Consider the following 24300-nt stretch of genomic DNA (forward strand, 5'->3'; position numbering starts at 1 on the left):
GGCAAAAGCCGCCAACCGGGTGATCGATCGCATGTTCGAGATACCAAGACGATCACTCGGTGACATTTGCCCGTTTTGCCAGTTTCCAACTGTTGAGTGGCCTCAGAAACGAGGGGGCCACCGTCACCAACGTCGCGCGAATGTGCCGTTCGTCATGCTCGCGCAGCAGGAGACACCCTTACCGGCCTGGGCGTGGGGCCGGCCTGACCAGAGCGTCGGCAACAGACCTACGCACCCCCCGACGAACTGGCCGCTGATGTGGTCACGCTACGGCGTCACTGGTCCACCGAAACGCTGTCCGAGTCGGCGGTCTGGGCATGGGCAAGCCAGCCGGACGCTCGGTGGCCACTACGGCGGCCAGTGCCTGCAGCAGGACCGGCCCCACTTCCGACCACCCGATCAGCAACCACGGACCCACCGCATCGAACAACGCCTTCCACGCCTCACCGACAATCAACGGCTCAGCAACCTTGAGTGTCGAGATCACCACACTCGACGCCAACAACAGCCACCGAGCCGGCCAAATCACCTCAGCAGGGGCGCCCCGCAACGACAGGTACCGAATGGCGATCAGCGGCCCGACCACCGGCAGATCCACCGCAGGCGCCAAAAGCGGGTGCAACCCAGACCGGCACCACCAGCCGAAAGGCCAAGGTGAGCACGTTCCCGAAACCGAACAGGAAAGTCAGAGCCACGATGATCCCCACGATCAGCGTCACCGCAGAAAGCACCCGATCACGTCCCTCGCTCGGGCTCAACACAGCAACCCTCCTGCCCCGCCGCCTGAACCACGAACCACGATCGACCTGCAAGAACAGCTCGGCAGAATCCGGCACGCAGGTGCCCGAGAAGAGCCCGAGAGGTCTCGCATACGTCGACAGAATGCGGCATAGTTCGACACAAGTGATGTCCGGTGACCAGCCGAAAATTTCTTGTTCGATATCACTCGACATCATCCGATACCCCAAAGCGATCTCTTAACCAGCGGGTTCGGGGTTCGAGTCCCTGATGGCGCACTCCCATCACCCCAGGTCTGATTCTCTTCGGCCTGGGGTTTTGTGGTATCCGGAGTCCTTTCTTCCACTTCCTCTCCGTCCACAATGGTCGATGAAGAGCCCGAGATGTCGCTATGCCGTCCGCGGGATGATCTTGGCGGTTGCCTCGGCCGCTCGTGCACGTTCAGGGGCCGCCCTGCCGTGAGAGCGGACGCGGTGGCGCAGATCGTGCAGCCGGATCGACGGCAGGCCGGCCTGACGGGTCAACTCCTGGAACCAGGCCGCGACATCGGCCGGATGCTGACGAAGCACGACGACGGTTCGACAGAATCCGGCCCACACGTGCCCGAGGAGGGCCCGCACACGATGACAGAACGCGGTATAGCCCGACATAGGTGATGACTGATGACCAGCCGGAAAGGTCTTGTTCGGCATCACGAATCGCGACTTGCGATGCACCCGACAACCCACCCGGATTTCCGCCGTGCCTACCAGCAAGAACTGAGACATCCATCCCGTTGCGCGATGCCGCATTTCATGGCTCGCACGGGTGGAGTCAGCCGTTGTCGGCACCCTGACCTGCGACGGCAAGCCTTCAACAGGAGAACGAGTGCGCGACTTCGCCGATGAACACAGCGCTCTGTTGCGCGAAGTGAGATTTCGTGTCCTCTCCAGCCGGTCGATAGCTTCGGATTCATGGAATCGAGCTTTTGCACCGCCGAAGAACTCATTGCCGCGTTGCGGGGTGGTTCGGTCACCTCCGTGGAACTGACCGATGAGGCCATCGCCCGGATCGAACGTGACGATGACGTGGTCAACGCCATCTGCGTGCCGGACTTCGATCGGGCGCGGACTGCCGCGGTTCGGGCCGATCAGGCACGGGCGCGTGGTGAAGACCGGCCTCTTCTCGGTGTTCCGGTCACCGTCAAAGAGTGCTACAACGTCGCCGGGTTGCCCACTACCTGGGGCATGGTGGCGCACCGGAACTTCCGGCCCGCCGAGGACGCCGTGCAGGTGTCGCGGCTCAAGGCCGCCGGGGCCGTGGTGCTCGGCAAGACCAATGTGCCCCTGGGGCTGCAAGACGTCCAGACCTTCAACGAAATCTACGGCATCACCACCAATCCGTGGGACCCCGGCCGCACGGCCGGCGGCTCGTCCGGCGGATCGGCGGCGGCCCTGGCGTCCGGGTTCGGTGCGCTGTCCATCGGCTCGGACATCGCCGGCTCGCTGCGCACCCCCGCGCACTTCTGCGGCGTTTACGCGCACAAGCCGACACTCGGGCTGGTCGCCAACCGCGGCATGGTCGCGCCGGGCGAACCGGCCTTGCCGGTCGAACTCGACCTCGCCGTCGTCGGTCCGATGGCGCGCAGCGCCCGGGACCTCACGCTCCTGCTCGACGTCATGGCCGGGCCGGACCCGCTGACCCTCGGGGTGGCGCACGAGCTGGCCCTGCCGCCCGCCCGTCACGAGAGACTCGGCGACTTCCGGGTCCTGGTCCTCGACGAGCACCCGCTCATCGCGACCGGGGCCGCCGTGCGGGCGGGCGTGCACCGGGTGGCCGACGCGCTCGTCGACGGCGGTGCCCGCGTCGAACGGCACAGCCCGCTGCTGCCCGACCTGACCGAAGCGGCGACGCTCTACATGCGACTGCTGATTTCGGGCTCCGTGGCGCGGTTTCCCGTCGAATCGGACGAGCAGCTGCGGACCCGCGTCGCCGGGCTGAGCGCGGACGACCGGAGTCTCGACGCCGTGCGGCTGCGCGCCATGCTGGCCGGCCACCGCGACTGGCTCGAGGCGGACCACCGCCGCGAGGTCCACCGCCACGGCTGGCGGCAACTGTTCACCGAGTTCGACGCCGTCGTGTGCCCGATCACGCCGACGCCCGCGTTCCCGCACGACCACACGCCCAACCCGATGGCACGGCGCATCGACATCGACGGCGTCGAGTACCCGTACTTCGACCAGCTCGTCTGGGCCGGCCTGGCCACCATGCCCGGCCTGCCCGCCACCGCCGTGCCCGCGGGCCGGTCCCCCGAGGGCCTGCCGGTCGGCGTGCAGCTCATCGGCCCGATGTCCGAGGACCGCACCCCGCTGCGGCTGGCCGAACTGCTCGAGCCGAAGACCGGCGGCTTCCAGGCACCGAAGCAGGTCGTACCGGGCGCGCGCAGTGGCGACGGCCGCCCCGGTGCGGCCTGAGGCCGGGACACCGGCCCGGTCGGTCACCGGCGGCTGGCACACTCAGGCCGTGCTCCTCGGATACGTCCTCGCGGTGCTGGCCGCCGTCGCCTCGGGTAGTGGCTCCATCCTGGAGTCCGCCGGCGTTCGGCGGGCCGGTGCCTTCGGCGGCTCGCCTCAGGACCTGGTCGCGCTGCGCCGGCAGCCGCTCTACTTCCTCGGGGTGGGAGTGGACCTGCTCGGGTTCGTCTTCGCCGCCGCCGCGCTGCACCGCCTGCCGCTGTTCCTGGTCCAGTCGGTGCTCGCGTTCAGCGTCGGCGTCACCGCGACGATCTCCGCGATCCTCGGCGTCCGGCTGGCCGGTGCCGGGTGGGCCGCGCTGGGGGTCGGGGCGACCGGCCTGGTCCTGCTCGGCCTGTCCGCGGACCCGGGTCCCGCGCGGCCGCTGCCGCCCGGCTGGAAGCTGCTGCTGGTGGGCGTGGCGGTGGTGATCGCGGCGATCGCGTTCACCGCCCAGCGCCGGGACGGCCGCTGGGCGCCGATCGTGCTCGGGTTCTGCGCCGGGCTGGGGTTCAGCGTCGTCGGGATCTCGGCGCGGACGCTCGACGCGTCCGGGCCGGTCTGGCACCTCGCCGTGGAGCCGGCGCTGTGGGCGATGATCGCCAACGGGCTGGTCGCGGCGGTGGCGTTCGCGATGGCCCTGCAACGCGGCCGGGCGACCGCGGTCACCGCCATCATGTTCACCACCAACACGGCGGTGTCCTCGCTCATCGGCGTGGTGGTGCTGGACGACCGCGTCCGCGAGGGCTTCACCGTCGCGGCCGCGGTGGGTTTCGTCCTGGCGGTCGCCGGGGCCATCGGCACCGCGCACTACGCGGCCGCCCACCAGGTCGAGCCCAGCGCTTCCACCGCGTGAGTCAGGTCCTCGGGATGAGGACCGTGCGGTCGAAGGGCCCGCCGTGGGCGGCCGCGTGGGCGACGGCGTCGTTGACCTGGTCGAGGCCGAAGCGGGTGACGCGCTCGGGCGTGAGGTCCAGGGCGCCGGTCGCGACGAGCCGGATCATGCCGGTGTTCGCCGCGCGCGGGTACATCCACTGGCCGCGCACGGTCACCGAGTTGCGCATGATCCAGGGGTAGGGCAGGGCGAGGTCCGCGCCGCCGAGCATGCCGACGCCGCCCATCAGCACGACCCGCCCGTACTCGCGCACGGTCATGGCGGCGGCCCGGGCCGCCGAGCTGGGCGCCCGGGGCGGGAGGAGGTCGAGCACGAGGTCGATCGGGCCGCCGGCGGCCATGGCCGCGCGGTCGCCGTCCTCCTCCCCGCTGAGCACGACCGGGCTCACCCGGGAGCCGAACCGGCCGGCCAGCAGGTCGAGGGCGGCCCGGTTGCGGCCTGGGGCGATCACGTGCCCGGCCCCCATGGCGAGCGCGACGGCTACCGCGCTGCTGCCGAGGTTGCCGGTCGCCCCGCTGATCAGCACCGTCTCCCCGGCCGCGAGCCGGCCGGCCAGCAGCCCACCGTAGGGAATGGTGTGCACGCCCAGCGTGGACCAGCGCGCGGGATCCGCCGCGGCACCGGCCGGCAGGGGGTGGACGTTCTCGGTGGGCACCCGCATCAGTTCGGCGAACGGCCCGTCGTGCAGGTACCGGGCCAGCCGGGCGCCGCCCTCCCCGCGTGAGCTCCAGCCCTGCAGCGTGATGTCCGGGGTCAGGGCGTCGTCGCGGGCGCGAACCGTCGAGTCGCACCACACCAGATCGCCCACCTCGAGCTTGGTCGCGTCCGGTCCCACGCGCGCCAGCCGGCCGATGCCGCCGACGCCCGGCACCACCGGTGGTTCCAGCGGATAGCGCCGTTCCCCGCTGAACACTTCGGCCGCGTACGGGGGAACACAGGTGGCCAGCACCTCGACCAGGACCTCCCCGGTGCCGGCTTCCGGGTCGGGTGCGTCGTGCACCTCGAGCGGGGAGCCGAACGCGGTCAATGTCGCTGCACGCATGGAAAACCCTTCTGTCTCGTCCTCCGACACGGTAGGGCGGACCGGGGTATGCGGGAAGCGCTGATCACGCATCTCTGCTATGCGTAGTAAGCATGGATGTGTCGAGCACGAGCCTGCGGGTGCTTTGCCGGATCGCCGAGTCGGGCAGCTTCACCGCGGCCGCCGCGGCGCTGGGCTACACGCAGTCCGCGGTGTCCCGCCAGGCGGTCGCCCTCGAACGCAGCGCCGGCGCCACCCTGTTCGAGCGGCGGACCGACGGGGTACGGCTCACCCAGCCCGGGCTGACCCTGCTGCGCCACGCGCGAGCGATCCTGGAGTCGGTCGACGCGGCCGAGCGAGATCTGATCGGCGCGGCTCCCCGCACGGAGGTGGTGCGGCTCGGGCTCGTCCCGAGCGCCGGGCCGGTCATCCTGCCCGCCGCGCTCGCCCGGCTCGCCGGGACCGCGCCGGGGGTCCGGGTCACCACCCGTGAAGGCACCACGCCCGGCTTGGCCCGGGCGTTGCGCACCGGTTCGCTCGACCTCGCCGTGCTCACCTCCCGGCCACCGCACCGGCCGCCGGACGGCGAGTCACCACGCCTGCACGTCACGACCGTCCGGGACACCGAACTCCTCGTGGCGGCGCCGGCCACCGGCACGTTCGCGGGCCGCGCGTCCGTGGCCGTCGACGAACTGGTCGACGCACCCTGGATCGCCACCCCGTCATCGAGCGCGGAGCCGCTGCTCGGCGTCTGGCCGGGTCTGCCGGGGCGAGCGCGCATCGTCCACAGCGCCCGCGACTGGCTGACCAAACTGCACCTGGTCGCCGGTGGTTTCGGGGTCACCACGATGCCGGACGGCCTGGCGCCGGTCCTCCCGCCCGGCGTGCTCTCCCTGCGGGTGGAAGGCGCACCACCGGAGATCCGCCGGGTTCTCGTGGCCCGGCTCCCCGGTGTCGCCACGCCCGCGGTCGCCGCGGTCACCGCGGCGATCACCTCGGCCGTTCGACCGTGACGGCGAGCCGCGCCTACGGCCATTCGGTTAACGCTAACAGCGCCTGCGGACGACCTCAGCCCACGAGTACCCGGCCTCTCGACGTCCTACGGCTCGACTTGACGAAGCGCCGTGCGCCTCACTGAACTGGATCTTTGGGTCAGTAGCGCGCAGGGACGACGTCTCGGAGGCGGCTCGGCCGAGCGCTGAGCACGGCTCCCGGCCCTGAAAAATTCAAGGCTTCCGCCGCCGGAATGTGAGCGATAACATTCGCGCCGTCAACGAAGATGGGAGCCGCCTCATGGGGTATCGGACTCGGCCGGTCTGGCGCCGCCGCTTCACCCGGTGGGCGGCGACGGCCACGGCGGCGCTCGCCGTGGCCGGGGCGCAGGTGTGGGTCGCGGAGCCCACCGCCGTCGCCCAGGCGGCCCCCGCGGCGGCCTCCCCCACCCCCGACGGGGCCGGTGCCGGCAACGGCGCGCTCGCGTCCGTCGACCTGGCCGGGTCGTGGGGCTTCACCCCCGCCGGCCGGGCGGCCACCACGATCACCGTGCCCGGTGGCGGCTGGTACAAGCAGGGCTTCACCGACGTGACCGAGGCGACGTACTCGCGCACCGTGACGGTGCCGGACACCGGGCAGCCGCAGTCCGCGTGGATCGAGTTCGGCGCGGTGAACCACGAGGCGACGCTGTCGGTGGACGGGCAGGTGGTCGCCACCCGGACCACCGCTTTCACGCCGTCGGGCTTCGACGTTTCCGCCTTCGCCGCCCCCGGCACCACCCACACCATCAGCGTGCACGTCAAGGGCCGTTACGCGCTGAAGAACGGGAGCCAGACCCTGGTTCCCGACGCCGCCAACTGGTCCGAGGCGATCCCCCAGGGCATCTACCGCTCGGCGTTCCTGCGCGTCTACCCGGCGGTGTACGTCAGCGACGCGTTCATCCGCACCTCCGTGGCCGACCGGAGCCTCAGCTACGACGTGTCCGTGACGAACACGTCCGGCAGCTCCCGGTCGGTGACGCTGTCCGGTGCGCTGGCTTCGGACAACAGCGCGTCGTTCAGCTACCCGGCGCTGCCCGGCCGCACGGTCACCGTGGCCGCCCACTCGACCGCCAAGGTGACGGTCGGCCCGGTGGCGTGGAACCTCGGCGCCGCCTCGTACTGGTGGCCGAACGTGCCCTACCGCGCCGGGTACCGCGCCCAGCTGCACCGGCTGTCGGTGCACGCTGCCACCGATAACGGCCGCACCAGCGACGCCACCTACCGCTTCGGGTTCCGGGAGAGCACCCAGAACGGCGAGTACTACTACCTCAACGGCGTCCGCGTGAACTACCGCGGCGACAGCCTGCAGGGCGCCGACTACGACCGGATCGACAACGGCGGCAAGGGCGACGCCTACGACACGCTGCCCGGCTTCCTCCCCCCGTCCGCGGGAAACGGCGGCTGGCCGCAAGCCGTCGACAACTACCAGCGGCTCAACTACAACGTCGTCCGCATCCACCAGGAGCCCGCCAGCCCGTACATGCTCGACGTGGCCGACGAGATGGGCCTGATGGTCATCGACGAGACCGCGATCCGCGGCACCTGCAGCTGCCAGGACTTCGTCGCCGGGCACGACAACATGGTCAACCACGCGAAGGCGCTGACCCTGCGTGACCGCAACCACCCCGGGATCATCCGCTGGAGCCAGAGCAACGAGGCGGACCTCAGCAGCTTCGACTCCGAGGCGTTCGAGAAGGACCTGTACGCGGCGATGAACGGCAACGACGGCACCCGGCCGGTCAGCGTCGACACCGCCTGGAACACCAACCCGTACCCCACCATGCTGAACGGCAACTTCGCCGTCTACTCCCACTACATCGACGGCATCGGCACCTACGGCGAGGCGCGCACCACCTTGGCCGGCCGGCCCGACGGCGAGGGCGAGTACGTCTGGGACAAGTCCAACACCAAGCAGGGCTTCGAGTGGTTCGCCACCGCGACCGCGGCCAAGCGCGCCAAGGACGCCAGCGACCTGCGCCCCTACACCCTGCTCTCCGGCTGGGCGAGCTTCGTGCCCGGCGTGCGGAGCACCGACTTCGTCCCCGAAGAGGGCGGCCACCCCGTCTACGGCGAGGACAACCTGCCCGCCCCGTGGAGCAACCCGCAGATCCAGCGGATCCAGGCCGCGTTCAACCCGGTCGCGGCGATCGACCTGCCCTACTGGTCCGCCTCCGGCAAGTCGGACGCGAACGGTGCCTTCCCGCTCCCGCAGGCGGTGGACACCTACGCCTACAACAGCACCGTCACCCGGAACGTCACCGTCTTCAACGACGACTTCACCGGCACGTCCGTCACCCTCGGCTGGGCGGCGCACCTCGACCAGCCCGACGGCGCGGTCGTCGCGTCCGGCAGCACCCCGCTCACCATCCCGCTCGGCTCCCGGGTCACCCAGCCGATCTCGTTCACCGCGCCGGGCAGCGGCTCCCGTGTGTACTTGACGCTGTCGACCACCAAGGCGGGCAACACCACGTTCACCGACAACGTCGAGTACCTCACCCTGGGCACTCCGACGACCAGTGTGGACGACGCCGGTTCCTCGGTGACCTACGCCGGCAGCTGGGGTCACGCGACCGGCGAGACCAGCCTCTACGCCGGTACCAACTCCTACAGTGACGTCACGGGCGACACGGCGACGCTGAGCTTCACCGGTACCGGCGTCACGCTGCACGCCGTGACCGCGCCGAGCCACGGCATCGTCGGCGTCTCCCTCGACGGGGGATCCGAGTCGCTGGTCGACGAGTACTCGGCGACCCGCTCCGGTGACGTCCCGGTCTGGTCCAGCCCCCGGCTCACCTCCGGCGCGCACACGATCCGCGTGCGCGTCACCGGCACCCAGCGCGCCGCTTCGACGCACGACTGGGGCACCATCGACCGCTTCGAGATCTCCGGCCAGCCGGTGGCGGGCACGAACTACCGCATCGTCAACCGGAACAGCGGCAAGCCGCTCGCGATCGCCGGCGACGCACCCGGCGACGGCGCGCTGGCCGTCCAGCGGACCGGTGGCGGCGCCTGGACGGTCAAGGACGCCCCCGGCGGTGCCTACACGCTGGTCTACGTGCCCACCGGCAAGGCGCTCGACGTCAACGGCTACTCCACGACACCCGGGCTCCAGCTCCAGCAGTGGACGCCCAGTGGCGGCACCAACCAGCAGTGGTACCTGCGGCCCACCGGCGACGGGTACTTCAGCATCCTCAGCCACGACAGCGGGCTGGCGGCGGACGACTACAACTGGGACACCGGCGACGGCGCGAAAGTCGCGCAGTACACGGCCGGCACCGGCGCCAACCAGCAGTGGCAGCTCGTCCCCGCCTGATGAAGCTCCCGGCCCGGCGTGCGTACCCCACCGCGCCGGGCCGGTGACCACCAGTACGTCACCCTCGTGGTGCGTCCGGCCGGCGCGATTCGTCCGGGCGTGACCGGCCGCGGGCGCCCGTAGGATTGCCGGCGGGCGACACCGCTGGGAGGGTGCCTGGATGGCTTGGCTGAACCGGGACAAGACGCCCGCGCTGTTCGCGGTGACCACTTCCGTCGTGAGCGGCGTCATCCTGGCCGTCCTCGCGAAAGTCCTGCAAGCGGGCATTTCGGCGGGCGCCACGATCCTCTGGTCCGCTCTGGTTTCCGCCGTCGTCGCGCTCGTTTTCTGGGCGGCGTTCGCTTTGCGGCCGAGGAAAAAGCCCGGCGCGGCTTTCCTGATGACGTCGGCGTTCAAGCAGAAGTACTATGTGGCGGCCCTGGTGCAACGCGTGCACAGCGCACTGGACCGCGACGACATCGACCTCGTGCTCAAGGTACCGGACCGCGACTACGACGCGGGCGCGCAAGCCCATCACCTGCGCCGCATCCTGGCCCGGAAGCACGCCTACATCGGCGGCATCGTGATCGCCGGAGAGGTGTCCAGGCTGCGCGAAGACCTCGCGACGTTCTGCGGGGAATCGCGCCTGCCCGTCGTGTTTTCCGATCTCGAGCCTTTCCCGACCGAATCGGAGTACCCGGCCAACACCGCGTTCATCGGCTACGACACGGGCGAACTCGGCGAACTGGCCGGCGATTGGCTGGTCAAGCACCTGCGCGGCAGGACCGGGCCGCGGGTGCTCATCATCGCCAGTCTCGAACACGACAGCCGGCAGCAACGTTGCGAAAAGGCGTTGCGCTCCGGATTGCCCGAAGTCGACGTCGTCACCGACGATCGCTGCGGGTTCGTGCGCTCACGGGCGCACAACGCGGTCCGGACCCACCTGCGGAAACTGGCACCCGGGCAGCGCTTCGATGCGATCTTCTGCACCAACGACGAGATGGCCTTGGGCGCGGTCGAGGCCCTCGCGGCAGCCGCGACCCAGGACACCATCGTGGTCGGCATCGACGGAGTGCTGGAAGCCAGAACGCTGATCGACACCGCGGACAGCCCGTTCCGGGCCACCGTCGTCCAGGACACCCACCGCCTGGCGGTGGGGGCCGTCGACCTCCTCGTCAAGATGCACCGCGGTTACGCCGTGCCCAAGCGCACCATCCTGAAGGCGGAGATCTACGAGGGCGACAGCGCACGGCCGTAGTCCGCTTTGCCCGGCGACAGCCGCGGACTCTGGCCGCCAGCCGGCTCACCTGACCCGGCTCCGCCCTGCGGCTCAGCGGTGGTTGACCTTCACGTCGTCCATGCAGGTCGAGCTGACCGTGAGGTCGCGGTACGGATAGTTCTCGCGCTCGAGCAGCTCCATCGCCATCAACTCGGCTTGGTCGTGGGCTCGCTGCGTGGCGTCCGCGCCGGCCGCGGCTTCCACCACCACGCGGTAGCTGAAGCCACCCAGGTGCCGGCTGTAGGCGAGCGTTCCCGTTTCGCTGAAGACCAGGTCCGCAAGGCCGCCCGTGCCGGCGTTGGCCAGGAGTTTCGCGCGGACGGCTTCCGTTGGCCGGTCGAACTTGCCACGGACCAGGACGCGGTAGGTCGGCATGCCGTCAGGTTAGCGAGGCGCGTCTCGGCTGCGGAATCGGTTTTTCCGCTGACACTGCAGGTGGCCGGACCGTGACTACGCTGAACGGGCCTGACCGATCAGAGGAGCTCGCCACCGCTTTCTCCGCCTCGCGAAAGGGTCCCCGCCATGTCGCAGCAAGATCGTCACGGAACTTCGGCCGCCGGTGGGGTGAACCGGCGGCGGGTGCTGGCCGGCTTCGCCGGTGGGGTTGCTTCCGTCGGGCTGCTCTCCCCCTCGGCCGCCGCGGGAGAAAGCGCCGCGGGAGCGAGCGTCGCGCGGGATCGGCGGGTCGAGGCGCTGCTCGAGAAGATGACGCTCGCCGAGAAGATCGGGCAGCTGCAGCTCGTCGGCGACGAAACCGCCGCTCGCGCGGCCCTCGCCGACGGGCGGCTCGGGGGTGTCTTCTCCGTGATCGGGGCCGCGAAACTCAATGCCCTGCAACGCCTTGCCGTCGAACGGACGCGGCTGCGGATCCCGCTCCTCTTCGGCCTCGACGTCATCCACGGGTACACCACCAACTTCCCGATCCCGCTCGCCCAGGGCGCCAGTTTCGACCCCACCGTCGCGGGGACCGATGCCGCCGTTTCGGCCCGGGAAGCGCGCAGCAGCGGCATCCACTGGACCTACGCGCCGATGATGGACGTCACCCACGAACCACGGTGGGGCCGGATTGCCGAAGGGTACGGCGAAGACCCCTACCTGGCGACGCAGTTCGCCGTCGCCAAGGTGCGGGGCTACCAAGGGGACGACTACTCCGCGCCGGACCGGGTTGCCGCCTGTGCCAAGCACTTCGTCGCCTACGGTGGCGCCGAAGGCGGGCGTGACTACAACACCGTGGACGTCTCCCTGCAACGGCTGCACAACCTCTACCTGCCGCCGTTCAAGGCCAGCGTCGAAGCGGGCGTCGCGACCGTCATGGCGAGCTTCAACGCGATCAGCGGCGTGCCCGCCCACGGCAACGGCTACGTCCTGCACGACGTCCTCAAGGGCGCCTACGGTTTCCGGGGGTTCGTCGTCAGCGACTACACCGGCATCGAGGAACTGATCCAGCACGGCCTCGCCGGTGACGGCGCGGATGCCGCGGCCGCCGCGCTCCCGGCCGGTGTCGACATGGAGATGGTCAGTACCAACTACGCCCGGTTCGCCGAGCGGCTGCTGGCCGAGCGCCGGATCACCCGCGACCAGATCGACGACGCCGTCCGCCGGATCCTGCTCGTCAAGTTCCGGCTCGGCCTGTTCGAGCGCCCGTACGTCGACGAAGCGGCCGAAGTGAAAGCGCCTTCGCCGGCCGCGCTGGCCGCGTCGCGGCAGGCCGCCGCGCGGTGCATGGTGCTGCTCAAGAACGACGGACCCGTGCTGCCGCTGGCGAAAACCGCCGGTTCGGTCGCCGTCGTCGGCCCGCTCGGCGCGGCGACCTACGACCTCAACGGCACCTGGGCGGGCCTGGGCACCGGCGCCTCGACGACGCCGCCGGTGACCGTCGTCGACGGGATCAAGGCCGCGGTGCCCGGCGCCACCGTGAGCTACACCCCCGGCTGCACCGTCGACGGAACCGATACCGGCGGGTTCGCCGCCGCCCAGCAGGCGGCACGGGCCGCCGACGTGACGGTCGTGGTCGTCGGCGAAACCGCCGCGATGAGCGGCGAAGCGGCGGCACGCAGCGACATCGGCCTCCCCGGCGTGCAGCAGCAGCTGGTCGCCGCGATCAAGGAAACCGGCAAGCCCTTCGTGGTCGTGCTGGTCAACGGCCGCCCGCTGACGATCCCGTACCTGCACGAGAACGCCCCCGCCATCCTCGAGGCGTGGGCACCCGGTGTACAGGGCGGCCACGCGATCGCGGACGTCCTGTTCGGCGTGGTGAACCCGGGCGGCAAGCTGCCGGTGAGCTTCCCGCGCGCGGTGGGCCAGATCCCGATCTACTACAACCACGAGAACACCGGGCGCCCCGCCGACCCGGCCAACAAGTACACGTCGAAGTACCTGGACCTGGCGAGCGGGCCGCTCTACGAGTTCGGCCACGGCCTGTCCTACACCACGTTCCGCGTCGACGGCTTGCGGCTGTCGAGCACGCGCCTGCCGGCACGCGGTGGCCGGATCGAGGTGAGCGCCACCGTCACCAACACCGGCGGCCGGGCCGGCGACGAGGTCGTCCAGCTCTACCTGCGCGACCCGGTCGCGAGCATCGTCCAGCCGGTGCGGCGGCTGCGCGGCTTCCGGCGGGTGAGCCTGGCCGCGGGCGCGTCGACGACGGTTTCGTTCACCCTCACGCCGGACGACGTCGGGTTCTACGACAACACCGCCCGGTTCCGCGTCGAGCCGGGCAAGATCGAGGTCTACGTCGGCACCAGCTCGGCGGCCACGCTCTCGGCGAGCTTCACCGTGGTCTGAACCCGCTCACCCGGCACGGCCGGGCGACGGCGTCAGCCGGCCGCCGGTGCCGCCCGGAGGAACCGGCTGCCCCATTCGTGCAGGTGCGCCGCGAACTCCGGGGGCCCGAGCACCTCGAAGTCGGCGCCGATGTTGCCCAGCGCCTGGGTCGGCCAGTCCAGACCGGCCGAGGTCATCGTGAGGTGGCAGCTGTCCGGCCCGGCGGGCTCGACCGTGCCCCACTGGCCGACGACCTGGCGCACCCGGGCCTCGGGTGCGTGCACGAGGACCCGGACCGTGTGGGGTGCCGGGGCGCCGGTGCTGGTCTGCACGAAGGCCGCCGCGTTCTCGGCCGGCAGCTCGCGCGGCCGGAACCGGGCCCCGGTCGGCCGGGGGCCGGTCAGGCGGTCGAGGCGGAAGCTGCGCCAGTCGTGGCGGGTCAGGTCGTAGGCGACCAGGTACCAGCGGCCGCCCTGGGCGACCAGGCGGTGGGGCTCGACCTCGCGCTCGGCCGGCGCCGCACCCCTTGCCGTGTAACCGAAGCGGAGGCGTTCCTCGTCCCGGCACGCGCGGGCGACCGCGGTGAGGGTGCCGGACGCGACAATCGGCCCGCTCGAGGCCGGCGAAACCGTCATCGCCCGGACCGCGTCCACTCGAGTGCGCAGCCCCGGCGGGAGAACCTGCACGACCTTGGTGAGCGCGCGGACGGCGGCTTCCTCGATGCCGGCGATTCCGCTCTGCGCGGCATCGCCCATGCCGACCGCGAGCGCGACCGCCTCTTCGTCGTCCAGGAGCAGCGGGGGCAGCACGGCACCCGGCGACAGCTGGTAGCCGCCGTCGGTGCCGCGCGACGCCTGGACCGGGTAGCCGAGGTCGCGCAGCCGCTCGATGTCGCGGCGCAGGGTGCGTTCGGAGACCTCGAGCCGGCCGGCCAGCTCGGGGCCCGGCCAGTGCCGGTGGGTCTGCAGGAGCGACAGCAGTCGCAGGGCGCGGGAGCTGGTGTTCGCCATGTCCCCATCCTCGCAAGCGTTCCGGACGAAAAGTGACCGGAAGCCCGGTTAACGTCCCCCTCGAAGACCGGAACCGATGGAGGGAAGACCTCGATGATCACCCGCAACGTGCTTATCGCGGCCGCGTCTCGGTGCGGCTGACGTGACCGTGCTGTCGTCCGACGCCCTGAACCGCGCTCTGCTGCAGCGGCAGTTCCTGCTGGCCCGAACCGGCGACACCCCGCTGGCGGTGCTCGGGCGGCTGGTCGCGATGCAGGCCCAGGAGCCGAACTGGCCGTTCGTCGGCCTGTGGAGCCGCATCCGGGACTTCGACCAGGCCGGGCTCACCACCCTGCTGGAGAGCCGCCGAGTCGTCCGATCGGGCCTGCTGCGCAGCACGCAGCACCTCGCCGCGGCCGGCGACTTCCGCCGGTTCCGGCCGCTGCTGCAACCGGTGCTCGACCGCACCGCGGGGGCGGCCTACTTCAGCCGCGCCACCGCGGGCCTGGACACCGCCGAGCTGGTGGCGGCCGGCCGGCGGATCCTCGGCGGCCAGGCGATGCCCCGCGCCGAGCTGGCCCGGCGGCTGGCGGAGCGCTACCCCGGCCGTGACGGACGGATCCTGGCCGGCCTGGTGGAACTGCGGACCGCGGTGGTCCACGACCCGGCCACCGCCGGCTGGGGCGCTTGGGGCACCCGGTCGTCCGTTTCGGTCACCGCCGTCGAGACCGGCGCGCCGGCGAGCGCCCGGGAGCTGGTCCGCCGGTACCTCGCCGCGTTCGGCCCGGCCGGTGTGCAGGACGTGCAGGCGTGGAGCGGGCTGACCCGGCTGGGCGAGGTCGTCGACAGCATGCGCGCCGAGCTGCGCTGCTACCGGGACCCGCACGGCCGGGAACTGGTGGACCTGCCCGATGCCCCGCTGCCCGGCCCCGACACGCCGGCGCCCGCCCGGTTGCTGCCGGCGTTCGACAACGCTCTGCTCGGCCACGCCGACCGGACGCGGATCATCTCCGCCGAGGACCGGAAGCGGATCATGCCCGGCCGCGCGCTGGTGCGGCCGGCGTTCCTGATCGACGGGCGGGTGCACGGCAGCTGGGCGCTGTCCGGCACGCAGCTGCGGCTGACGCCGTTCCGCCCGCTGCCGGACGCCGACCGGGCCGCCGTCGAGGCAGAGGCCCGCCGCCTGCTGCCGTTCGTGGCCGCGGAGACGGTGACCTTCACGGACTGAGCCGGCCCGCCCTTCAGTCCGTCGTCATACCGGTTCTCCGGCGGCCGATTCGATCAGGTCGCCGGCGGTGCCGAGCAGGTGACCGAGGGCGTCGGCGAGGCGGGGGTGGCGGAACTCGTGGCCGGCCGCGGTCAGCCGCCGGGGTTCGACGCGCTGGCCGGCGAAGGCGAGCTCGCGGGCGCCGTCCTGGCCGAGGAGCAGCCGGGGACCGATCGACGGCACCTTCAGCAGCGTCGGCCGCTTGAGCACGGTGCCCAGCGTGCGCGTGTATTCGGCGTTGCGCACCGGTTCCGGGCTCACCGCGTTGACCGGTCCACTGAGGACGGAGTCGGTCAGGGCGCGCAGGTAGACGTCGGCCAGGTCGTCGAGGCCGATCCACGGCATCCACTGCCGTCCCGCGCCGAGCGGGCCGCCCAGCCCGGCGGCGAACAGGGGGTACTGCAGCCGCAGCAGGCCGCCGCGCGGGCTCAGCACCAGGCCGGTGCGCACCCGGACCACGCGCAGCCCCGCCGCCGGCGCCGGTTCGGTGGCCAATTCCCAGTCGGTGACGACGTCGGCCAGAAACCCTTGTCCGCGCTCGCTTTCCTCGCTGAGGAGCTCGTCGCCGCGGTCCGGCCCGTAGTAGCCGACCGCGGACGCCGAGACGAACACCTTCGGCCCGCCGTCGGTGCGCGCGGCCAGCTCCGCGAGCGCCCGCGTCGGCTCGATCCGGCTGTCGCCCACGGCCCGGCGGTGGCGGTCGTCGAACCGGCCGGCGACCGGGGCCCCGGCCAGGTGCACGACCGCGTCGACGCCCGCGAGCAGGTCCGCCGCGGGTGCGTCCGGCTGCCACGTCCGCTCGCCGGGGATCTCGGCGGGCCGCCGCACCAGCCGGACGACCTGGTGTCCCCCGGTGGTCAGCAGGGCCGTCAGCGCCGTCCCGACGAGACCGCTCGCCCCGGTCACCGCGACCGTCAGCGAGTCGTGCCGGTAGCGCCGGTGCGCGGCCAGGTCGGCGGCCAGCTGGCGGTGCCGGTAGGCGAACATCGAGCGCAGGAACGCCTCGGGCACCGGGGTGTCGACGTGGTCGGTGACCTCCGTCCGGCCGGGGCCGGCCGCGTCGAACCGGTGCGTGTGGCGCCACCGCAGCACGGGACAGGCGAGCCGGTCCACGAACTGGTGCGGCGGCCGGTAGCCGTCCGCTTCGTGCGCCGCCACCCACGGCACGCCGCCGGGCAGGACCAGCTTGGCCGTGCCGTCGCGCAGGGAGCCCGCCTCCGCGCCGACGCGCACCGGCTGCCACGGCGGGGTGAGCCGGGTGATCGCCCCCGGCCGGGCGTGCCAGGCGAAGACGTCTTCGACCGCCGACGGGACGACCGAGCGACAGACCCTGGCCACGATCACCTCGCGATGCACAGACGATGCAATGTGCGCAAGCGCAGGCGCAGATTCGTGACTACGCCTGTCGAAGCCGCCGTTTTGTGACTCATATTCGATGCAGGGCGTCAATTCCCCAAGGCTGCCAAGGCGTCGGCGAACGACGGCGGCAGCGGCTCGCCGACCGTCGGCAGGCCGCGCCAGCCCGGGCCGGCCGGGCGCACCGGAACGCCCTCGGCGTGCAGCGTGCGCAAGGTTCGCACATCCGCCGACGGCGACGTCATCGACCACACGACGACCGCACTCGGCGCGAACCGGCCGGCCACCACCCGCAGGACGTCCAGCGACACCGGGCCGCCGAGGAACATCGCCGGAGCGCCGTCGTCGCCCAGCGCCGCGCTGAGCATCTTGACCGGCAGTTCGTGCCGCTCCGCCGGCCCGCACACGAACAGCGCGGGACCCCGGCCGGCCCGCGCGGGCGCCGGCGCCCGCAGCCGGTCCAGCGCGGCCGAAGCCGCGGCGGCCAGCGCCCACTCCGCGGCCATCGCGTCGCGGTCGCCCGTGCCCGCCCAGCGCGCCCCGATGGCGCGCAGGACCGGCGCCACGACCTCGGTCCACGACTTGGCGACGCCCAGGCTCGCGAGCGCGTCGTCGACCAGGTCGCCGACGGCGGCCACGTCGAGCAGTTCGGCAGCTTCGGCGATCCGCTGCCGTCGCCGGTCGACGGTCGTTTCCGCCGCCGACCGCGACAGCACCAACCTGGCGGCATCGCGCGCCCGGGTCCCCTGGGCCTGAAGCGCCCGCATCCGCCGCAGCCGATCGACGTCATCGGCGGTGTACCGGCGGCGGCCGTTCTCCTCGCGATCGGAGGCACCGATGCCGTACCGCTGCTCCCACGTCCGCAGCGTCACCTGCGAGACACCGAGGGCGCGGGCGACCTCCCCCGAACTCAGGGACCGCGACTCCGGTGTTCTGCTCACGCGGTCTCCCCGGGCGCCGGTTGCACAGGTTTTGCATCACCGTACCCGTGAGGCAGGCCGGGAACCGGTCGGCGATCGGCACAGAGGGACGAACTTGCGATGCATTCGCGATGCGATCGGGGAACGCGGTGAGTCCCCGTCCCGCGATCACGATCGTGTCTGGTCAAAACGGCCAAGGTGAGCAAAACTCACCTTCATGCCCGAACTGAGAGTTTTCAGCCTGCTTGCCCGGATCGGGTTGACGTGCTATGCGGGGGTGCACCTCCTCGTCGCGTGGCTGGCCGCGCAGGTCGCGCTCGGCGACAACGAGCGGGCCGACAAGGCGGGGGCGCTGCAGATCGTCGCTTCCGAAGGCGGGGCTTGGCTGCTCTGGCTGGTTGCCGCCGGCACCGGGGTGCTGGCGCTGTGGCAGCTCGCCGAGGCGGTCACCGGCCACCGGAACGCCGGACCCCGGCGGCGATGGGTGCGGCGGACCGTCAGCGGTGTCGAAGTGGTGCTGTACGGCCTCGTCGCTTACAGCGCCGGCAAGACGGCGATGGGTACGTCCGGCAAGGCCGGGTCGGTGGTCGCGAGCGTGCTGGGCCGGCCGTGGGGCGCGGTCGCGGTGATCGCGGCGGGAGTCCTGGTCATCGTGATCGCGGCGTGGCTCGCCTACCGCGGGGCGCGGAAGAAGTTCCTCCACGACCTCGACTTCGGCGGCGCGTCCCGCACCCTCCGGCTCTCCACGACCCGGCTCGGCCAGATCGGCTGGTGCGCGGTGGGGATCACCTACGCCACGGTGGGGGCGATGTTCGTCCTGGCGGCCGTCCGCTACGACCCCGGCAAGGCCGCCGGCCTGGATCCCGCGTTGAAGACGCTGGCCGTGCAGCCGTACGGACAGGTCCTGCTGCTGGCGCTGGCGGTGGGGATCGCCGTGTTCGGGGTGTTCGCCTTGCTGGAGGCACGGTTCCGCCGACTGTGACGCGGACCGGGGTCAGCCGGGCTCGGCGGCGCACCCGGGCCCGGCCGCCCGCGGGTGGCGTTCACCGCCCGCGGGGTGAACCGGTCACTGGTGCAGGTGCTGGGTCCAGTCCTCGGGCACCCGGCCGGCCGGGCCGGGCACGGCCTGGGTGAGCGGCCGGTGTTCGGGCGCGGCGAGCGCGGGGCCGGATTCGTACAGCACCTCTTCGCCGTAGTCCCAGAACCACTCTTCGCCGGGCTCGAAGCTGCGGGCCACCCGGTGCCCGCTGGCGGCGGCGTGGCCGCTGGCGTGCTGCCCGGGCGAGGAATCGCAGCACCCGATGTGGCCGCATTCCGCGCACCGCCGGAGGTGGAACCACCAGCCTTGCGGGTCGGCGGCCTCGCAGTCCGCGCACCCCGTGCCACTGGGCGGCACCGAGGGATCCACTCCTTGCATGCGCACTCCTCTGCTCGGTCCGGCACCGGACCCCTCCACCTTAGGTGCTGCCACGAGCGGCCCGCAGACCCGGGCGGCCGAGCCGGTTTCGCGTCGAATGACTGTCGATTCTTTCGATTATTCGATTTCTTCGATCGCCAATCTTCCGATTCAAAGATCGATATCACAGGGAAGGATTGACGACGAGTACCGACCATGTTGGAATATGTCCACCAATGGGGACGAGAGGTATCCGTCATGACTTCGAGAGCAACGAAGCTCCGGTCCGTCTTCCTTGCCGCCGCACTGGCCGTCACCGCGAGCGTGTCCGGGCTCGATCCGGCCACGGCCGCCACTCCGCTGAATGCTTCGCAGATCGTCGCCGACATGGGCGCCGGGTGGAATCTGGGAAATCAACTGGAAGCCAGCAGCAACGGCGTGCCCAGTGAAACGGCGTGGGGACTGCCGGCCGTCACCCCCGCGCTCATCGACAAGGTCAAGGCGGCCGGGTTCAAGACCATCCGGATTCCCGTCTCCTACCTCGGCAACATCGGCGCCGGCCCGAACTACCCGGTCAACGCCGCCTGGCTGAACCGGATCCAGCAGGTCGCCGACTACGCCTACCAGCGCGGCCTGTACGTGCTGATCAACATGCACGGCGACGGCTACAAGACCGTCAGCGGCTCCTGGCTGATCTGCGATTCCGGCAACCAGGCCACCATCAAGGCCAAGTACCAGAAGGTCTGGCAGCAGGTCGCGGCCCGGTTCGCCGGCTACGACCAGCACCTGGTCCTGGAGTCCATGAACGAGGAGTTCGACGGCCAGTACGGCAACCCGACGCAGCCGTGCTACTCGAACATCAACGCCTACAACCAGATCTTCGTCGACACCGTGCGCAAGACCGGCGGGAACAACAGTTCACGCTGGCTGCTCGTCGCCGGCTGGAACACCAATATCGACTACACCGCCGGGAACTACGGATTCAAGCTGCCCACCGACCAGTTCCGCTCCTCGTCCGTCCCCGCCGCCGAAAAACGGATCATGATTTCCGTGCACTACTACAGCCCGTGGGACTTCGCCGGCGAAGAAAACGGCAACATCACCCAGTGGGGCCGGGGCGCGACCAATCCGTCGAAGAAATCGACCTGGGGACAGGAAGACTACCTCGACGCCCAGCTGAAACTGGTGCACGACGCCTTCGTCGCGAAGGGCTATCCGGTCGTCGTCGGCGAATACGGGGCCATCGACAAGTCCTCGTTCGATTCGTCAAGCAACCGGTACCGGGCCGACTTCGCGCGCGCCATCGTGTCGACGTCCAAGAAGTACGGCGCCACCACCGTCTACTGGGACAACGGCAACAACGGCCAGTACGGCTTCGGCCTGTTCGACCGGAAGTCCTACGCGGTGACCCACCAGGGCATCATCGACGCCATCATGGGCGGCCTCGCCGGTCGATGACCCGGGACTTCCGGCACCCGCGGCTTCACGGCGTGCGGCGGGTGCAGCCGGCGATGATCCCCGATGTCGCGGACCTAGACGAGTGATGCGATGGGCAGCCCGGCCGGGGCGCAGACCAGGTGCAGGCGCAATCCCCAGAACCAGCGGGAGTGCGAACGGCAGTAGCCGTACTTGGCCCAGCCGGCCAGCTCCGAACGTTTGACCGTCGGCCGGGACCGGCCGGGTAGGTACCCGAACGCGCCGGGCATCCGGACGGCGAGGAAGCGCAGCCAGCGGGCTTCGGAGGTGAATCCCAGCAACGCCTGGGCCACGGCCAGGGTGACCAGTCCGTCCGGGTGATCAATCCCGTCCACATCGGACGGCGGCGCGCCGAGGCACCGCGGCGAAGCAGGTCCGGACAAGGCCGGATGCGGGCAGAAAAGTGCGGGCAGATGCGCCGAGGGGGGAGGAGGCGCACCTGCCCGCAGGTGTGACGCTAGCGGAGTCTCCGTCAGTTCGCCGATCGAGCGACCGGCGAGCAGGTCTTGCCGTTCACCGCGAAGGTCGTCGGAGGCGGGTTGCTGCCCGTGTAGCTGCCGTTGAAGCCGATCGAAACCGACTTGCCCGGTGCCACCGAAGCGTTCCAGGGCAGCGCCGTGGCGGTGACGCCCGCACCGGACTGCGCCCACGTCGCCGACCAGCCCTGGGTCACCTTCTGGTTGCCCGGGAAGGTGAACTTCAGCGCCCACGTCGGCCACGTCGTCGTCCCGGTGTTGGTCACCGTGACGTAGGCCGTGAAGCCGCCGGTCCACGAGGTGGCCGTGTAGGTCACCGAGCAGCCGCCGCCCGAGGCGTCCGGCAGCGTCGTGAACTGCGTCGACGCCGAGTCCGGCCCGGTGAGGCCGGCGCCGTTGCGAGCCACCACGACCAGGGTGTACGCCGTCGACGGCGACAGCCCGGTCAGGGTCGCGGTCGTTCCGGTGACGGTGGCGAGGACCTTGCGGGCCGAGCCGGTCACGCCGACGACGTCGTAGCTCTTGATCCCGCTCTCCGCGTCCGAGGACGCCGGCCAGGTCACCGTCGCGCCGGTGGCGGACACCGCCGAGACGACGGGCTTGCCGGCGGCGGCCGGGGCGGTCGTGTCGACCGCGGACGGCGACTTCTCCGCGGTCCAGTTCGCCAGCCAGGCCAGTGCCGAGTTCCAGTTGATGGCGACCTCGTTCACCGAGTACGCCTGGATGTCGTCGACGAAGCAGCGCTGGGGTGCGCAGCCGGTGAGCAGCCGGGCCGCGGTCGGGTCCTGCAGGCCGCTGTTGGGCCCGCCGGAGAGCGCCCCGGGCGGCGCGGTCGGCAGCGACGGGTCCAGCTCGTGCGCCCAGAACCGGTGGTGCACGTTCTGCACCGCCTGGTCACCGTGGCCGGAGACGTAGGAGTAGTTCGCGGGGTTGCGGCCCAGCAGGTAGTCCATGGCCTGGAACGCGCCGTCGCGGTACTTGTCCTGCTTGGTGAAGTCATACGCCAGGGCGAGCACGACGCCGTTGTTGGCCACCAGGCCGTTGGATCCCCACTCGTAGGTGCCGTCGGCCGTGCGGTAGGGCGCGGGGTAGCCCATGCCCGCCATCTGCGCCAGGTGGCTGTCGGCGGTCGTGGTGATCGCCGACTTGATCGCCGCGACGTCGGCCGCAGGCAGGTCGGTGGGCACCAGGGCCAGGGTGATGTCGCCGAGCGCGCCCGTCGAGCCCCAGTCGAAGCCGTGGGTGTTGAAGCTGACGCCCCGGTAGAGCGACGAACCGGTGACGTCGGTGCGGTACCCGCTCTTGCCGGTCGTCGCGAAGAGCTCCGCGGCCGCCCAGTAGAACTCGTCGGTGACGGTGTTGTCGCTGTAGGTCCCGCCGCCGGTGCCGTCGTTCGGGTCGGCGAGCAGGTTCGGGTTGGCCTTCGCCGCGGCGTACGCCTTCTCGGCCGCGGCGAGCAGCTTCGCCGAGTACGCCGGGTCGATGGTCCGCCACAGCCGGGACGCCTGCGCCGCGACCGCGGCCATGTTCAGCGTGGCCGCCGTGCTCGGCGGGGAGAGCCGGCGCGGCTGGCTGTCCTGGTCGGGCCGGGTCGGCAGGCTGGTCCACTGCGCGTCGTGGATCTTGTGGTGCACCATGCCCGCGTTCGGCTTGCCGTCGGGCACCTGCATGGAGAGCAGGAAGTCGACTTCCCAGCGGGCTTCGTCGAGGATGTCGGGGACGCCGTTGCCCTGTTCGGGGATGGCCAGCTTCCCGTCGCCCAGCGCGCTCGCGTCGCCCAGCTTCAGCGCGCGCTCGTACTCGTCGAGCAGCTCCCAGGTCGCGATGCCGCCGTTGACGACGTACTTGCCCTGGTCGCCGGCGTCGTACCAGCCGCCGCGGACGTCGAGGGTGTAGCCGCAGTTCAGGTCCGACCGGCAGGGCACGTTGTTGTCACCCTGGTTCGGCGCCACGTTGACGTGCCCCGCCGGGCGCGCGTAGGTCGCCCCGACGTACCGGGCGTCGATCGCGATGCCGCTGCGCTGGTGGTAGAAGAACGCCAGCGAGTCGTAACGCAGCTTCTTCAGCCCGTCCGCGGAGATGTCGAACGGGAAACTCGTCTCGGAGCCGACGACGAGCGTGTACCCGGTGCCCGCGGTGTCGTAGGCGGAGAAGTCGATGTCGTGGACGTTCTCGCCGGAGGCGGCGTCCGCGCCGCGGGGCCGGGTCTGGCCGGTGGTCACCGCGGTGCCGGCGGAGTTGCGCAGCGTCCACGTCAGCGGCGTCGCCGAGCCGCTGATCACCGTGGCGTGCTTGGGCAGGCCGGGGGTGTAACTTTCCTGGTTCACCCGGATGCCGCTCGTCGGCGGCAGGCCGCCGGGCGGGATGACGCCGCCGATCAGCGAGATGTTGTCCAGGCAGACGGTGTTGTTCGCGGCCTGGCCGCCGAACCAGAAGGCCAGCTGGCCGTTGCCCGCGTTCGGAAAGTCCAAAGTGGACGTGAAGGGGACGGTGAAGTGCTGGGTGGCGGACGTGACCGTGAGGTCGGTCCGGGAGATCTGCCGGTAGGGCGAGACGGCCTCGCCCGCGACGGCGGAGATCTGCTGGGTGGCCGTCGCGTGCGCGTCGAACGTCAGCGTGTACTGCTGGCCCGTCTCGAAGGGAACGCCGTTCTGGCCCACCAGCGCGTCGTAGCCGTTGGCCGTGCCGCCGGTGACGTCGGTGCAGAACTCCCCGCCGGTGACCTTGCCGGTGGTCCCGGCCCCGGCCCACCACGGGTCGATGGTGCCGCCGGCGAAGGTGCCGTTGAGCAGCCGCTCGTACGTCGCGGCGGACGCGGGCACGGAACCCGCCGTCAGCCCGAGCGCCGTCACCGCCAGTAACACCAGACCAGCCCGGAATTTCCTTGCCCGCATTCGCCATCTCCT

Annotated in this window: 18 protein-coding genes and 1 pseudogene; 9 read left to right on the forward strand and 10 right to left on the reverse strand. The window is 71.2% G+C overall.

Annotated elements, in window-relative coordinates:
* Positions 1-530: 530 nt before the first annotated feature.
* Both QRY02_RS26285 and QRY02_RS26290 read right to left on the reverse strand, forming a co-directional pair.
* A complete protein-coding gene (locus QRY02_RS26285; RefSeq protein ID WP_285985516.1) occupies positions 531-956 on the reverse strand; it encodes a hypothetical protein in 426 nt (141 codons plus the stop codon).
* 171 nt (positions 957-1127) lie between these two features.
* The gene (locus QRY02_RS26290) at positions 1128-1505 is read right to left on the reverse strand and encodes a hypothetical protein (RefSeq protein WP_285985517.1); all 378 of its coding nucleotides are present in this window, start codon (positions 1503-1505) and stop codon (positions 1128-1130) included.
* A gap of 186 nt (positions 1506-1691) precedes the next feature.
* Between QRY02_RS26290 and QRY02_RS26295 the strand changes: the two genes are divergently transcribed.
* On the forward strand, positions 1692-3191 hold the full coding sequence (locus QRY02_RS26295; RefSeq protein ID WP_285985518.1) for an amidase: 1500 nt from the start codon (positions 1692-1694) through the stop codon (positions 3189-3191).
* Between the two features lie 49 nt (positions 3192-3240).
* Positions 3241-4086, forward strand: coding sequence for a hypothetical protein (locus QRY02_RS26300; protein ID WP_285985519.1), 846 nt, complete (start codon positions 3241-3243; stop codon positions 4084-4086).
* A gap of 1 nt (position 4087) precedes the next feature.
* Here QRY02_RS26300 and QRY02_RS26305 read toward each other — a convergent pair whose 3' ends face one another.
* Complete coding sequence (locus QRY02_RS26305; protein WP_285985520.1) at positions 4088-5167, reverse strand: alcohol dehydrogenase catalytic domain-containing protein; 1080 nt, start codon at positions 5165-5167, stop codon at positions 4088-4090.
* A 92-nt stretch (positions 5168-5259) separates the two neighbouring features.
* Between QRY02_RS26305 and QRY02_RS26310 the strand changes: the two genes are divergently transcribed.
* The 3 genes from QRY02_RS26310 to QRY02_RS26320 all read left to right on the forward strand — a co-directional run bounded on the left by QRY02_RS26310 (position 5260) and on the right by QRY02_RS26320 (position 10730).
* Positions 5260-6159, forward strand: a complete 900-nt coding sequence (locus QRY02_RS26310; RefSeq protein WP_285985521.1) for a LysR family transcriptional regulator — start codon at positions 5260-5262, stop codon at positions 6157-6159.
* 280 nt (positions 6160-6439) lie between these two features.
* Positions 6440-9493, forward strand: coding sequence for an RICIN domain-containing protein (locus tag QRY02_RS26315; protein ID WP_285985522.1), 3054 nt, complete (start codon positions 6440-6442; stop codon positions 9491-9493).
* Between the two features lie 160 nt (positions 9494-9653).
* Positions 9654-10730 carry a sugar ABC transporter substrate-binding protein gene (locus QRY02_RS26320; protein ID WP_285985523.1) on the forward strand — a complete coding sequence of 359 codons (1077 nt, stop codon included), beginning with the start codon at positions 9654-9656 and terminating at the stop codon, positions 10728-10730.
* Positions 10731-10802: 72 nt separating this feature from the next.
* Here QRY02_RS26320 and QRY02_RS26325 read toward each other — a convergent pair whose 3' ends face one another.
* The gene (locus tag QRY02_RS26325; protein WP_285985524.1) at positions 10803-11126 is read right to left on the reverse strand and encodes a DUF6204 family protein; all 324 of its coding nucleotides are present in this window, start codon (positions 11124-11126) and stop codon (positions 10803-10805) included.
* 147 nt (positions 11127-11273) lie between these two features.
* Here QRY02_RS26325 and QRY02_RS26330 point away from each other — a divergent pair, with 147 nt between their 5' ends.
* Positions 11274-13535, forward strand: a complete 2262-nt coding sequence (locus QRY02_RS26330; RefSeq protein WP_285985525.1) for a glycoside hydrolase family 3 N-terminal domain-containing protein — start codon at positions 11274-11276, stop codon at positions 13533-13535.
* A 32-nt stretch (positions 13536-13567) separates the two neighbouring features.
* Here QRY02_RS26330 and QRY02_RS26335 read toward each other — a convergent pair whose 3' ends face one another.
* Positions 13568-14524: a helix-turn-helix transcriptional regulator gene (locus QRY02_RS26335; protein WP_285985526.1), complete on the reverse strand. Its 957-nt coding sequence runs from the start codon at positions 14522-14524 to the stop codon at positions 13568-13570.
* 142 nt (positions 14525-14666) lie between these two features.
* On the opposite strand from QRY02_RS26335, the gene QRY02_RS26340 reads away from it, so the two are divergent.
* Positions 14667-15731, forward strand: coding sequence for a winged helix DNA-binding domain-containing protein (locus QRY02_RS26340; protein ID WP_285985527.1), 1065 nt, complete (start codon positions 14667-14669; stop codon positions 15729-15731).
* 24 nt (positions 15732-15755) lie between these two features.
* On the opposite strand, the gene QRY02_RS26345 is transcribed toward QRY02_RS26340, so the two are convergent.
* Positions 15756-17108 (reverse strand): TIGR01777 family oxidoreductase, encoded by a 1353-nt coding sequence (locus QRY02_RS26345; protein ID WP_285985528.1) that lies wholly within the window; start codon positions 17106-17108, stop codon positions 15756-15758.
* A gap of 107 nt (positions 17109-17215) precedes the next feature.
* Positions 17216-18067 carry a MerR family transcriptional regulator gene (locus QRY02_RS26350; RefSeq protein WP_285985529.1) on the reverse strand — a complete coding sequence of 284 codons (852 nt, stop codon included), beginning with the start codon at positions 18065-18067 and terminating at the stop codon, positions 17216-17218.
* Between the two features lie 196 nt (positions 18068-18263).
* On the opposite strand from QRY02_RS26350, the gene QRY02_RS26355 reads away from it, so the two are divergent.
* On the forward strand, positions 18264-19028 hold the full coding sequence (locus QRY02_RS26355) for a DUF1206 domain-containing protein (RefSeq protein WP_285985530.1): 765 nt from the start codon (positions 18264-18266) through the stop codon (positions 19026-19028).
* A gap of 84 nt (positions 19029-19112) precedes the next feature.
* On the opposite strand, the gene QRY02_RS26360 is transcribed toward QRY02_RS26355, so the two are convergent.
* On the reverse strand, positions 19113-19463 hold the full coding sequence (locus tag QRY02_RS26360; RefSeq protein WP_285985531.1) for a UBP-type zinc finger domain-containing protein: 351 nt from the start codon (positions 19461-19463) through the stop codon (positions 19113-19115).
* Positions 19464-19700: 237 nt separating this feature from the next.
* Here QRY02_RS26360 and QRY02_RS26365 point away from each other — a divergent pair, with 237 nt between their 5' ends.
* Complete coding sequence (locus QRY02_RS26365; RefSeq protein ID WP_285985532.1) at positions 19701-20900, forward strand: glycoside hydrolase family 5 protein; 1200 nt, start codon at positions 19701-19703, stop codon at positions 20898-20900.
* Between the two features lie 89 nt (positions 20901-20989).
* On the opposite strand, the pseudogene QRY02_RS26370 reads toward QRY02_RS26365, so the two are convergent.
* A pseudogene (locus QRY02_RS26370) lies at positions 20990-21331 on the reverse strand (hypothetical protein); the annotation flags it as partial.
* A gap of 59 nt (positions 21332-21390) precedes the next feature.
* Positions 21391-24288 (reverse strand): glycoside hydrolase family 9 protein, encoded by a 2898-nt coding sequence (locus tag QRY02_RS26375; RefSeq protein WP_285985533.1) that lies wholly within the window; start codon positions 24286-24288, stop codon positions 21391-21393.
* Between the last annotated feature and the right edge of the window lie 12 nt (positions 24289-24300).

This window comes from Amycolatopsis sp. DG1A-15b (assembly GCF_030285645.1).
GTDB lineage: Bacteria > Actinomycetota > Actinomycetes > Mycobacteriales > Pseudonocardiaceae > Amycolatopsis.